Source organism: Mycobacterium paraseoulense (assembly GCF_010731655.1).
GTDB lineage: Bacteria > Actinomycetota > Actinomycetes > Mycobacteriales > Mycobacteriaceae > Mycobacterium > Mycobacterium paraseoulense.
In genome coordinates this window covers 632,606-645,180 of sequence record NZ_AP022619.1, presented here as the reverse complement: position 1 = coordinate 645,180, position 12,575 = coordinate 632,606, and the positions used below count along the sequence as shown (strand labels likewise).

The following is a 12,575-nucleotide window of genomic DNA, read 5'->3' as shown; positions in this document are numbered from 1 at the left end:
CTCACCTGATCGTCACCCCGCGCCTGCGCACCCACGCCACCGCGGCGACCGTGCCGGCGAACCAGATGGCCACGGCGATGGCCAGGTGCACGACGCTCTTGGTGTCGCGACCGAACACCGGCCAGATCAGCGAGGGCACCTGGTTCCAGAGCACTTTGTGGTCGACCCCGTTCATCGGATCGGCGACGTAGTACACCGCGTACGGCAGCGTCAGGGCCGCCAGCCAGCTGCCGGTGCTGCGCCGGTCGCCGCGCTCTCGCCACCGCCGGGTCAGCGGCTCGACGCTGACCGGGTGCAGCACCGAGATGAGGTTGCCCAACCCGAGCCAGGACAGGATGGGCACGGCGACGGTCGGGACCGTGATCGCCAGCCGCCCGGGCGTTTCCAGGCACAGCGTCAACACCATCGCGGCCGCCAAGGTGGGCAGCCCGACGATCGCGAGCAGGGCGAGGTTCTTGACCAGCAGGATGCGCCCGATGGGGACGCCGTCGGCCAACGCCTCCCGGACCCGGTAGTGGTCGGCGCCGAGCAGGTTGGTGGTGGTGACGTCGGCCAGCACCCACGACGAGAAGTAGGTGCCCACCAGGATCACCCAGTCGGTGTGGTGGCGGCCGATGGTCAGCGGCTGCACCAGCAGCCACACCGCGGCGAAGAGCACGTTCGCGACCACCCCCATCAACCAGGTCCGGGGCGGGGTGAAGGCCCACCGGATCTCCGCGAGCACCGCGGCCCCCAGGTCCGGCTTCTCGAAGTCCGCGGCGGCCCGCCGGGCGGCGGCCGGGCGCGGGGCGGACGCGCGTACGGCGGCGCGCAGGGCGGCGCGGGCGCGGGGGTGCATCGACGACCGCACGTCGGTAACGCGTTCGGCGCGACCGCTCCGGGGCGAGATGATCAAGTGAAGCGCTCCTGGCAATCGGTCGAGCGGTGGGCGGGCCCGAACTTCGTCCCAGGCAGGATAACGGCATGAACCGCAAGCGTGTCGTCATTGCCGGGCTCGGAGACGCGGGTGTGTTGGCCGCCATCCGGCTGTCCGGGTACGCCGACGTCGTCGGCATCTCCGCCAAGCCCGCGCTGGTCAGCGGTCAGGAACTCGGCGTTCGGCTCTCCCGCCCGGACGATTGGGCCCGCGATTACTGGATTCCGTTCGACAGGTTCCGGCGCCTGGACCGGGTGCGGACGGTGCAGGCCGAGCTGACCGGCGTGGACCTGGCCGCCCGCACGGTCGTGGGCAAACGCGCCGACGGCGGGGCGCTCGCCGAGGAGTACGACGCGCTGGTCATCTCGACGGGGGTGAGCAACGGATTCTGGCGCCGCCCGACCCTGCAGTCGGCCGCCGAGGTCGGCGCGGAACTGCGGGCCGCGCACGACCGGCTGGCCGCGGCCGGCTCGATCATCGTGGTGGGCGGCGGCGCGGCGGCGGTGAGCAGCGCGCTCAACATGGCCACCACCTGGCCGGGCAAGCGGATCGACCTGTACTTCCCGGGGACATCCGCGCTTGAGGGGCACCACCCGCGCATCTGGAGCCGGCTTCACGGACGGCTCAGCGCCCTGGGCGTGGGCATTCATCCGGGCCACCGCGCCGTGCTGCCCGACGGGTTCGCCGACGACGAGATCACCGGCGAACCGGTGCGCTGGAGCACCGGGCAGTCCCCCGCGCGCGCCGACGCGGTGTTGTGGGCGATCGGGCGGGTGCGGCCCAATACCGAGTGGTTGCCCCGGGAACTGCTCGACGAGCGCGGGTTCGTCCGCGTGACGCCGGAGCTGCGGGTGCCGGGTCACCGGGGCGTCTTCGCGGTGGGCGACGTGGCGGCGACCGATCCCCTGCGCAGCTCGGCCCGCAACCGCGGGGACGCGCTGGTGGCCCGCAACGTCCGCGCCGAACTCAGCGGCGGGCGGCTGGGCGCTTACCGGGCGCCCCAGCGGCGGTGGGGTTCGCTGGTGGGCGTCCAGCCCGACGGGCTGGAGGTCTTTCTGCCCAGCGGCCACGCGTTCCGGTTCCCGTCGTGGTCGGTCGAGCGCGTGGTGATGCCGTGGATCGTGCGGTGGGGCATGTATCGCGGTGTGCGGGAGAACAATCCGCTGGGGTGAGCGGTCGCCGGGTCAGCCGGCGTCGAGCAGCAGCATGAGGCCGTAATCCATGTGGATCTGCTGGTGGCAATGCAGCAGCGACAGGCCGGGCTGGTCGGCGACGAAGTCGACGTCCATGCTCTGGTAGCCGCCCAGCATCGCGACGTCCTTGCGCACGCCGGCCGTTGGCGCGCCGGCGAATCGGGTGATTTCGAACGTGTGCCGGTGTAGGTGCATCGGGTGCAGGTCGTCGCTGGCGTTGCGGAAGCGCAGCCGGTAGCGCCTGTCGCGTTCCAGGTTGAGCACCGGACGGTTGGTGTTCATGGAAAACGGTGTGCCGTTGAAGGTCCACACGTTGAACCCGTTGTCGGCGGCGTTGCGCTTCTCGATCAGCAGCTCGATCGTGTGGTCGGGCGGCGGGACGGGCGCGGGCCGCGCGAACAGCCGGTAGTCCCACGTGAACGGCGGCGGCGGCGCCCACTGCGGATCCCCGGCGCGCCCGGCGTATTCCACGACGACGCCCATCCCGTGCTCGCGGTCGTCGTCGGACACGTCTCCCAGCACCCACACCCCCGGGTTGGTCATGGACACCAGCGCCGAAATGCGTTCGGCCGCACCGAGCCACAGCACCGGGACCGGCGCGGGGTTGGGCACCGGGTTGCCGTCGAGCGCGACCACGGTGAAGGTGTGACCGGGCAACGCCAGGCTGCGGGTCTCGGTGGCGCTGCCGTTCAGCACGTGCAGCAGCACCCGCTGACCGGTCCGCACCCGGATGGGGTCGCCGTGACCCAGCATCCGTCCGTTGACGGCGAACGCCCCGTAGCTGACCTCGAAGCCGCGCGGGTCGCCGCGGCCGAGCGACGCCGCCATCGACGATTCGCCCCTGTCCTTGAGGTCAGGCTGCTGGTCGCCGGCCAGGAAGGCCGCGGCCATGTCGCCCCCGCGGACGAAACTGGGCTCAAACTCCTTGAGCGTCAGAAAGATTTCTTGGTCGTAGGCGCCGAAGTTCTGTTTGGGTTCGATGTAGACCGGGCCGACCAGGCCGCTGTATTGGCCGCGGGACAGGTCGGCGCGGGGCACGACGTGGGTGTGGTAGAAGCGGAAACCCGCCGGGCCGGGGACGAACGAAACGCGTCGCATGCCGCGCGCGGGGACATAGGGCGTTCCCTCCTCGGCGGAGCCGTCGACGTCGACACCGACGTGCTGGCCGTGCCAGTGCAACTGCTCGGGGGAATCGGTGTCGTTGAAGACGTCCACCGTTGTCCGCCGGCCCTGCGTGAACCGCAGCAGCGGGCCGGGGAACTGGCCGTTGTAGGTCAAGGTCGACACGACGTGGCCCGGGGCCAGTTCGACCGCGCCCGTGCCGATTCGCAGCGTGTAATCGGCCTTGCCGCCAGACGGCGCGGGGTGGGCGCACGCGGCACCGCTTGCGGCGAGCGCGGCCAGGCCGCCCCATCTGAAGAAGTCACGCCGATCGAGCGACACGTCATCGCCCCCGCGGGTAGGCGGCGAGATCGGGCAGGAGGAAGTCGATGCGGTCGTCCAGTTCGCTTGCCACCCGCCCGAATTCCGGGTAGCCCGCGCTCGACGGGTCGGGCAGGCTCCAGTGCATCGTCGTGTCCAGGCCATGGTCGCGGGCGTACTCGCGCACCCTGTCGCACAGCGTGATGACGCAGTCGAAGCGGCGCCGCGCCACGGCGGTCAGCGGTTGCGGTCGCTGCGCACCGAGGTCGATGCCGTACCTGTCCCGCATGATGCGTATCGCGTTGGGGTGCAGGTGCGGTTTGGGATGGCTGCCCGCGCTCGCGGCACGGATGCGGCCCTGGCCCCGGCGCCGGAGCAGAGCCTCGGCCATGGGCGAGCGCGCGCTGTTGCCGGTACACAAGAACAGCACCGAGCGCGACGCCGGGTTGGCGACCGGCGACGGTGCGAGCGCGGGGTGCAGCGCGGCGGCCGCCTCCCGGAATGCCCCGGCGCATCCCGTCAGGCTCAGGCGGTAGTAGGTGTCGCGGCCGTCGAAACTGCTGCGCCGCGCGTCGACCAGCCCGGCCGAGCGCAGCAGCCGCAGGTGATAGGAGATCAGGTTCTGCGGCTCGTCGACGGCGGCGGCCAACTCCCGCACCCGGCGGTCGCTGCCCGCGAGCTCGGTCAGCAGCGCCCAGCGCACCGGATGCGACGCCATCCGCATCAGCGACGGAACCGCCGTTTCGCCAGCCACCATCACGGCGAGAATACATCAAATTCATTTGATAGGTTGGCCGGAGCGTGCGCGATGAGGAGACCCGTTGGCCGACAACGACACCGGCGAGCTTCGCCGAAGCCTGGGCGTGTTCGACGCGGTGACGATCGGACTGGGCTCGATGCTCGGGGCCGGGATCTTCGCCGCGCTCGGCCCCGCGGCGCGCGCCGCGGGCCCGGGACTGCTGCTGGGGCTGGCGGTCGCCGCGGTGGTGGCGTACTGCAACGCCACCTCGTCCGCCCGGTTGGCCGCCCGCTACCCCGCCTCCGGTGGCACCTATGTGTACGGCCGCGAGCGGCTGGGGGAGTTCTGGGGATATCTGGCGGGGTGGGGCTTCGTCGTCGGCAAGACCGCCTCGTGCGCAGCGATGGCCCTGACCATCGGCGCCTACGCGTGGCCGTCGCACGCCCACCCGGTTGCCGTCGCCGCGGTGGTGGCGCTCACCGCGGTGAACTACGCCGGGGTGCAGAAGTCGGCCTGGCTCACCCGCGTCATCGTCGCGCTCGTGCTGGCCGTGCTGGCCGCGGTGATCGTCGCGGCATTCGCCTCGGGGGCGGCCGGTGCCGAGGCGCTTCGCCCGGTGGGCACGACCGTGGGCGGGGTGGTTCAGGCCGCCGGGCTGCTGTTCTTCGCCTTCGCCGGCTACGCGCGCATCGCCACCCTGGGCGAGGAAGTGCGCGATCCGGCGCGCACCATCCCGCGCGCGATACCGGTCGCGCTGGCCATCGCCCTGGCCGTCTACGCCCTGGTGGCGGTGGCCGCACTCGCGGTGCTGGGGCCACGACGCCTCGGCCGGGCGACGGCGCCACTGGTCGACACGGTGCGGGCGGCCGGAACGGGCTGGCTCGTCCCCGTCGTGCAGGTGGGCGCGGCGGTCGCGGCGCTCGGCTCGCTGCTGGCGTTGATCCTGGGCGTATCGCGCACCACGCTGGCCATGGCCCGCGACCGCCACCTGCCCCACGCGCTCACCGCCGTGCACCCGCGGTTCGGGGTGCCGCACCGCGCGGAGTTGCTGATCGGTGTCGTCGTGGCGGTGCTGGCCGCCACCGTCGACCTCAGGGGCGCTATAGGTTTCTCGTCGTTCGCCGTGCTGATCTACTACGCGGTTGCCAACGCCTCGGCGTTCACCCTCCGGCCGGATGAGGGCCGCCCGGTCCCGGCGATCCCGGTGATCGGATCGATCGGCTGCGTCGTCCTGGCGTTCGCGATGCCGCTGTCGTCGGTGCTGCCCGGCCTGGTGGTACTGGGCATCGGCGTCGCCGCCCATGCGATTCGGCGCGCCCGGGCGAAGTAGGGGTGGCGCACTGATTCGATAAGTGTTTATATAGACGAATGTCAAAACAACAGCTCGCCTGCTGCCCGGCCCTGGCGACGGCCGCCATGGACGAGGACCAGGCCACGGACTTGGCGGCGATGTTCAAAGCGCTGGGCGACCCGGTGCGACTGAGGTTGTTGAACCTGATCGCCAGCCACCCCGGCGGCGAGGCCTGCGTCTGCGAGATATCGGCGACCTTCGACCTCTCGCAGCCAACGATTTCCCATCACCTCAAGCTCCTGCGCTCGGCGGGACTGCTGGACTGCGAGCGGCGCGGCACCTGGGTGTACTACTGGGTGATTCCCGCTGCGCTGCAGCGACTTTCGTCGGTGCTGAAGCCATGACCGAAACCCACGCCGCGGTGTCCCCCGCGACCGCGACGACCCGGCTCCCCCTGTTGGACCGGCTCCTGCCGGTATGGATCGGCGCGGCGATGGCCGCCGGCCTGCTGCTGGGCCGCGTCTTTCCACATCTCGGTTCGGCCCTGGGGGCCGTTGCCGTCCAAGGTATTTCGCTCCCGATCGCCGTTGGCCTGCTGGTCATGATGTATCCGGTGCTGGCCAAGGTCCGCTACGACCGGCTCGACGAGGTCACCGCCGACCGCAAGCTGATCGCGTCCTCGGTGTTGCTCAACTGGGTGGTCGGTCCCGCGGTGATGTTCAGCTTGGCCTGGTCGCTGCTGGCCGACCTGCCCGAGTACCGCACCGGCCTCATCATCGTCGGGCTGGCCCGCTGCATCGCGATGGTCATCATCTGGAACGACCTGGCCTGCGGGGACCGCGAGGCCGCCGCCGTGCTGGTCGCCCTGAATTCGCTGTTCCAGGTGGCCATGTTCGCCGCGCTGGGCTGGTTCTACCTGTCCGTGCTGCCCGGCTGGCTGGGCCTGGCCCAAACCGGAATCAACGTCTCCCCATGGCAGATCGCCAAGGCGGTGCTCATCTTTCTCGGCATTCCGTTGCTGGCCGGATACTCCTCGCGCCGGCTGGGCGAACGATTCCGGGGCCGCGACTGGTACGAGACGCGGTTCCTCCCCCGCGTCGGCCCGTGGGCCCTCTACGGGTTGCTGTTCACCATCGTGATTCTGTTCGCCCTGCAGGGCCATGCGATCACCTCCCGGCCATGGGACGTGGCCCGCATCGCGATCCCGTTGCTGGCCTACTTCGCGATCATGTGGGCGGGCGGATATGCCCTCGGACTCCTGCTGCACCTCGGCTACGCCCGCACCGCCACCCTCGCGTTCACCGCCGCGGGCAACAACTTCGAACTCGCCATCGCGGTGGCCATCGCGACCTACGGCGTCACGTCCGGGCAGGCCCTCGCCGGGGTGGTCGGCCCGCTGATCGAGGTGCCCGTGCTCGTCGGTCTCGTCTACGTCTCGCTTGCGCTGCGCCCCCGGCTGTTCCGAGACGAGTCGATCAAAGGAGCCGGCGATGACCGGTAAGCCCAGCGTGCTGTTCGTCTGCGTGCACAACGCGGGGCGCTCCCAGATGGCCGCCGCGCTGCTGAGCAGCATGACCGCTGGCCGCATCGAAGTCCGTTCCGCCGGCACGCAACCCGCCGACGAGGTCAACCCCGTGGCGATTGCCGCCATGGCCGAGCGGGGCATCGACATCACCGCCGCCAACCCGAAGGTCCTCAGCGGCGAGGACGTAAAGACCAGCGACGTCGTGATCACCATGGGCTGCGGCGACACCTGCCCCTACTTTCCCGGAGTGTCCTACCGCGACTGGGAAGTGCCCGACCCCGCCGGCCAACCGCTGGCCACCGTGCGTGCCATCCGCGACGACATCGCCCGGCGCGTCGAGGAGCTGGTCGCCGAACTCCTGCCCACCACAACCCCCTAGCCCGCACCGGAAAGAAAGGACACCTCATGTCCCGCGTTCAACTCGCCCTCAACGTCGACGACCTCGAGGAGGCGATCGCGTTCTACTCGAAGCTCTTCAACGCGGAGCCGGCCAAGGTCAAACCCGGTTACGCCAACTTCGCGATCGCCGACCCCCCGCTCAAACTGGTGCTGCTCGAAAACCCGGGCCACGGTGGCAGCCTCAACCACCTCGGCGTCGAAGTCGCCTCGAGCGACACCGTGCACGCCGAAATCGCCCGCCTCGCCGAGCGGGGGCTGGTGACCGAGGAGGAACTCGACACCACCTGCTGCTTCGCCAATCAGGACAAGGTTTGGGTCACCGGCCCGGGCGGAGAACGCTGGGAGGTCTACACCGTCCTGGCCGACTCCGACACCTTCGGAGCCCCTGCCGACGAACCCTGCTGCCAGGCCTAGGGGCACCGCCGGGTTCCGCCGCGGCCCGAACGGGAAGACTGAGCGGATGACCGACCGGGGAGAAGACGCGTTCGAAAAGCTGGTAAGCCTGCTGAACTACCCGATGTTCGTCGTGACCACGCGGGCCGACGGCGTCGCGGCGGGCTGCCTGGTCGGATTCGCCAGCCAGACCAGCATCCACCCGCCCCGATTCCTGGTCGGCCTGTCCAGGAAGAACCACACGTTCCGGGTCGCCGGCGACGCGACGCACCTGGCGGTGCACGTCTTCGACCACGACCACCTCGGCATCGTGGAGCTCTTCGGCAGCCAAACCGGCGACAAGACCAACAAGTTCGACCGGTGCTCGTGGCACAGCGGTCCGGCGGGGGTGCCCATCCTCGACGACGCCGCCGCATGGTTCGTCGGTGAAATTCTCGAGCGTTTCTCGCTGGGCGACCACGTCGGGCATCTGCTCGCACCGGTGGACGGCCAGCCGCCGCGCGAACTCGAGAGCTGGGTGTCCTTCGGCGACGTCCGCCACCTGGAACCCGGCCACGAGGCGTAGCGGTGCCTCCCCGGGTGGGCATCGTCGCCGACGTCACCGAGCTCGCGTCGTTCTACGCCGAACCCCCGCAAGGGGTGCGGGCCAACATGATCTTCAGCGCCGACGGCGCCGCGGCGTTCGGCGGCCGGGCGGGCCCGCTGTCATGTCCGGTGGATCAACAACTGCTGAAGGTCCTGCGCGGCTTCGCCGACGTCGTCCTGGTGGGCGCCGGGACCGCGCGCGCCGAGAACTACGGCCCGGTGCGGCTGGTCGATCCGGGGCGAAGCGCACCGCCCCCGATCGCGGTGATCAGCCGCAGCGGCCAGCTGCCCCCGCGGCTGTTCGGTGACCCCGACCGGCCGCCGATCCTGGTGACGTGCGCGGGCGCCGCGGCGGCGCGAGGCGACGCCGGCGACGACCGGCGACCGCAGGTGCTGCTGGCCGGCGAGGAATCCGTGGACGTCGCGCTCGCCGTCGCGCTGCTGCGCGCGCGGGGTATGCACCGCATCCTGTGCGAGGGCGGGCCGACCGTGCTCGACGAGCTGGTGGAGGCCGACGTCGTCGACGAGATCTGCGTGACTGTGGCCCCCAAACTCGCCGCCGGCCAGCCCGTGGGCCAGCGCCTGACGCCGTCGGCCCTGCCCGTACCGGTGCCGCTGCGCCTCGAACACGCGCTGATTTGCGACGACTACCTGTTTCTGAGGTACCGCCGCTGACCAAGCGGGGACGCCACCACCGGGTGATGTCAGCGCGGTCCCATCATGCCGCCGGGCCCCATCATGCCGCCGGGCCCTCTCATGCACCCGGGCCCCATCATTCCCCGCATCATCGCCGGCATGCCGTCTTGTACGAAACCGGTCACCTCACGGGCGTGGGCTCGGATCACCTCGACGAGCGCGGGGTCATCGGCGGTTTCCTCGGCGATGACGCCCGTGGGCGTGAGCGTCAGCTGCCGACGGTAATTACCGGCGTTGCGGAACAGCGTCGGCAGGCTTTGGCTCATACACATCACCTCGGTGCCCTGATCCAAATGCGCATACATGCTCGAGACGTGCGCGTGGAGTTGCGCGGTGAGGTCGGGAGCCGCCGATTGGGTAGTGGTGCGTACACCGCCGGGGATCTCCTCAACCGTGCGGGTAATCTCCGTGTGCCGGTTGAACATGTCCATGTAGAGCCGCATGTCGGCGTGACCGGCGCCCATCATGCCGCCACAGTCGGCCAGGCGGATCCGAAAGGCGGGCCCGGCGGCGGCGCGCAACACGAATCCGACGCCCGCCGCCGCGCTGGCACCAAGCGCGACGAGCGCCGTCCGCCGGGTGAATCCGGCCATCCTAACCTCCTAGGTCATCGTCTCGAACGCGTTCATTTGCAACGCGTTTCGGCCCCGGCACATCAATCGCGGCGAAACGTGCCGTCTTCGTCGCCGCGGCACCATCCACGTTGTGCGCAACATCGTGACCGAAACGGCGGAGCCGCAACGAATTTGTCACGACGCTGACCGACGAGAAGCCCATCGCCGCACCGGCCACCACGGGATTCAACAAGCCTAAGGCGGCAAGCGGAATCGCGGCGGTGTTGTAGCCGAAGGCCCACCCAAGGTTCTGGTAGATGGTGCGCAGGGTCTGCCTCGAAAGTTGGATCGAGCGCACGACTCCGTCAAGCCGGTCGGACATCAGCGTGATGTCGGACGCCTCGATGGCCACGTCGGTACCCGTGCCGATCGCGATGCCGAGATCGGCCTGCACCAGGGCGGGGGCATCGTTGACGCCGTCGCCCACCATCGCGACGACCCGACCCTCGTCCTGCAGCCGGCGCACCTCGGCGACTTTGTCCTGCGGCAACACCTCGGCCAGCACCCGGTCGATGCCGAGTTGTTCGGCGATCGCATGAGCCGTGCGTGCGTTGTCCCCGGTGATCATGGCGACCTGCAACCCCATGTCATGCAGCTCTCGGACCACCCCGGCGGCGTCGCCTTTCACCGTGTCGGCCACGGCCAGCACGCCGACGACATGGCCGTCCTGGCCGACGAACACCGCGGTGCGGCCCTGCCCTTCCAGCTCGTCGGCCGCCGCGGCAAGCCGGTCGGGCAGATGCAGATCCTGCTCGTCGACGAGCTTGCGCCGCCCCACGACCACGGACTTGCCGTCCACCTCGGCGCGCACCCCGTGGCCGGCGATGCTGGTGAACGCCGTGGCGGCCGGAACCTTCAGCTCCCGCTCGCGCGCGGCGGCGACGATCGCCGCGCCGATCGGATGTTCGGAGCCCGCCTCGACCGCGGCGGCGATCCGCAGCACCGAATCGGGCTGGCGCCGCTTGCCCACGACGACGTCGGTCACCCGCATCCGGGCGCGGGTGAGGGTGCCGGTCTTGTCGAACACGACCGTGTCGACCTTCTTCGAGGCTTCCAGGACCTCGCCGCCCTTGACCAGGATCCCGAGGTCGGCGCCCCGCCCGGTGCCGACCATGATCGCGGTCGGAGTGGCCAGGCCCAGCGCACAGGGGCAGGCGATGATCAGAACCGCGACCGCGGCGGTCATACCCGCCACCGGGTTGGCGGCGAGCAGCGTCCAACCCGCGAACGTCGCGACCGCCACGCCGATGACCGCCGGGACGAACACGGCCGAAACGCGATCCGCCAGCCGCTGTACCGGAGCCTTGCCGCCCTGCGCCTGCTCCACCAGCCGGACGATCTGGGCCAGCGCGGTGTCCGCCCCGACGGCGGTGGCGCGCACGGTCAAGATCCCGTCGGTGTTGACCGTCGCTCCGGCCACGTGGTCACCCACCGATTTCTCGGCGGGAACCGACTCGCCGGTCAGCATCGACTCGTCGACTGCGGCGCGCCCGTCGACCACCTCGCCGTCGACGGGGATCTTCTCGCCCGGGCGAACGCGCACCAGGTCGCCGACCCGGACCTGGTCTATCGGTACCAGGAGCTCCGCACCGCCGACGAGCAGCGTGGCCTCCTTCGCACCCATCTCCAGCAGCTTGCTGATCGCCTCCCGCGCCTTGCCGTGTGCCCTGGCCTCGAAATACCGGCCCAACACCACGAAGGCGATGATCAGCGCCGAAGTGTCGAAGAACAGCGGGCCCCCCACCAACAACCGGTAGGTGGAGTAGACGAACGCGGTCAGCGTGCCGAGCGCGACCAGCGTGTCCATGCTGGAGATCCCCGCCCGCGCCTGCTGCACCGCTCCCGCCAGGAACGGCCACCCGGCGACGAACTGCACCGGCACCGTAGCGGCAAACGCCAACCACCCCGCCCACGGATACGCGCCGAAGAACATCGGCGAGGCCATCGCCACCAGCCCCAACGGGAAGGCCAACAACACCCGGCGCAGCCACTTGCGCCGCTCGCGCCTGCTCTGCTCGTCCGCCGACAGCGCCCCCGAGGTGACCGCAGGTGCGGAACCGCAACCGCCGCAGTTCGCGGCATCGGCCGAACCCTCCGACGCGCGCTGCCGCAGGCCAAAGAGCGCCAACCCGATGCCGCTCGCTATCCTGCGGACCACTCCCGTCTTGGTGAGGTCGGCCGAGTGCGGAGCGCGCACGGGCACGGACTCCGTGGGGACGTGCTCGGCTTCGGCGATCGCCGAGACCACGGCAGTGGTGTCGCAGTGCCCGGGCGAATACCAGATCACCACCGACGCCGTTCGCGGATAGGCCTGCACGGCCTGCACGCCGGCCACCTTGGCGACCGTCTCCTCGATCGCGACGGCCCGGACCGCGTCAACACCAAACCCGTTGATCTGCACGCGCATTCGCCCGGAGGCGTCGGACACCAGCTTCAGGGCGGCATCGACGTCGTCCAGCACAGCAGTGGTCATTCGCCGCCGCCCGGGCCCGCCACCGTCAGCGGCGCACCTTCCCGGCCGGCACGCTCTCGCGCTTCCGCCAGCACGTCGGCGACCGTCAGTCGAGCCTGCTCGGCGCTCTGTCCGGCTTTGCGCTCCGCCTCGCGGGCGACCCGGATGCCCCAGGCCGTGGCGATCACCGTGGCCTTCCGCCAAGGGGCCTTCGCCAGGGCCTCGTAGGCGGCGGCCCCCACCACTCCGGTCACCACCGTCGGCATCGCCTTTGCCATAAATCCATGCACTGCCATCGTTTTCATCGATCCCTTCGTCCCGTTGCCCGGTCAAAGCGTGCCGTCACCGGC

Annotated in this window: 11 protein-coding genes and 2 pseudogenes; 7 read left to right on the top strand and 6 right to left on the bottom strand. The window is 70.5% G+C overall.

Features of this window, described 5'->3' with window-relative positions; translation table 11 throughout:
- Position 1 precedes the first annotated feature (1 nt).
- Positions 2-895, bottom strand: coding sequence for a hypothetical protein (locus G6N51_RS02660; protein WP_372510051.1), 894 nt, complete (start codon positions 893-895; stop codon positions 2-4).
- 68 nt (positions 896-963) lie between these two features.
- Between G6N51_RS02660 and G6N51_RS02655 the strand changes: the two genes are divergently transcribed.
- Positions 964-2,088 (top strand): FAD-dependent oxidoreductase, encoded by a 1,125-nt coding sequence (locus G6N51_RS02655; RefSeq protein WP_083171517.1) that lies wholly within the window; start codon positions 964-966, stop codon positions 2,086-2,088.
- Between the two features lie 12 nt (positions 2,089-2,100).
- On the opposite strand, the gene G6N51_RS02650 is transcribed toward G6N51_RS02655, so the two are convergent.
- Complete coding sequence (locus G6N51_RS02650; protein WP_083171518.1) at positions 2,101-3,552, bottom strand: multicopper oxidase family protein; 1,452 nt, start codon at positions 3,550-3,552, stop codon at positions 2,101-2,103.
- Position 3,553: 1 nt separating this feature from the next.
- The gene (locus tag G6N51_RS29375) at positions 3,554-4,288 is read right to left on the bottom strand and encodes an arsenate reductase/protein-tyrosine-phosphatase family protein (protein WP_142274919.1); all 735 of its coding nucleotides are present in this window, start codon (positions 4,286-4,288) and stop codon (positions 3,554-3,556) included.
- 64 nt (positions 4,289-4,352) lie between these two features.
- Between G6N51_RS29375 and G6N51_RS02640 the strand changes: the two genes are divergently transcribed.
- The 6 genes and pseudogenes from G6N51_RS02640 to G6N51_RS02610 all read left to right on the top strand — a co-directional run bounded on the left by G6N51_RS02640 (position 4,353) and on the right by G6N51_RS02610 (position 9,138).
- On the top strand, positions 4,353-5,600 hold the full coding sequence (locus G6N51_RS02640; protein WP_083171519.1) for an APC family permease: 1,248 nt from the start codon (positions 4,353-4,355) through the stop codon (positions 5,598-5,600).
- A gap of 38 nt (positions 5,601-5,638) precedes the next feature.
- On the top strand, positions 5,639-5,965 hold the full coding sequence (locus G6N51_RS02635) for an ArsR/SmtB family transcription factor (RefSeq protein WP_083171520.1): 327 nt from the start codon (positions 5,639-5,641) through the stop codon (positions 5,963-5,965).
- Positions 5,962-7,465, top strand: a pseudogene (arsB, locus tag G6N51_RS02630) (ACR3 family arsenite efflux transporter). The gene G6N51_RS02635 and the pseudogene arsB overlap by 4 nt, the downstream one beginning before the upstream one ends.
- Positions 7,466-7,491: 26 nt before the next feature.
- Entirely contained in the window at positions 7,492-7,899 is a 408-nt protein-coding gene (locus tag G6N51_RS02620; protein ID WP_083171523.1) for an ArsI/CadI family heavy metal resistance metalloenzyme, read from the top strand.
- A 46-nt stretch (positions 7,900-7,945) separates the two neighbouring features.
- Positions 7,946-8,443: a flavin reductase family protein gene (locus G6N51_RS02615; RefSeq protein WP_083171524.1), complete on the top strand. Its 498-nt coding sequence runs from the start codon at positions 7,946-7,948 to the stop codon at positions 8,441-8,443.
- Between the two features lie 2 nt (positions 8,444-8,445).
- Positions 8,446-9,138 carry a pyrimidine reductase family protein gene (locus G6N51_RS02610; RefSeq protein WP_083171525.1) on the top strand — a complete coding sequence of 231 codons (693 nt, stop codon included), beginning with the start codon at positions 8,446-8,448 and terminating at the stop codon, positions 9,136-9,138.
- 29 nt (positions 9,139-9,167) lie between these two features.
- On the opposite strand, the gene G6N51_RS02605 is transcribed toward G6N51_RS02610, so the two are convergent.
- From G6N51_RS02605 to G6N51_RS02595, 3 genes and pseudogenes are all read right to left on the bottom strand, one after another.
- Positions 9,168-9,752 carry a hypothetical protein gene (locus G6N51_RS02605; RefSeq protein ID WP_083171526.1) on the bottom strand — a complete coding sequence of 195 codons (585 nt, stop codon included), beginning with the start codon at positions 9,750-9,752 and terminating at the stop codon, positions 9,168-9,170.
- A gap of 121 nt (positions 9,753-9,873) precedes the next feature.
- A pseudogene (locus G6N51_RS02600) lies at positions 9,874-12,180 on the bottom strand (copper-translocating P-type ATPase); the annotation flags it as partial.
- A 62-nt stretch (positions 12,181-12,242) separates the two neighbouring features.
- The gene (locus G6N51_RS02595; protein ID WP_083171527.1) at positions 12,243-12,521 is read right to left on the bottom strand and encodes a DUF1490 family protein; all 279 of its coding nucleotides are present in this window, start codon (positions 12,519-12,521) and stop codon (positions 12,243-12,245) included.
- Positions 12,522-12,575 lie beyond the last annotated feature (54 nt).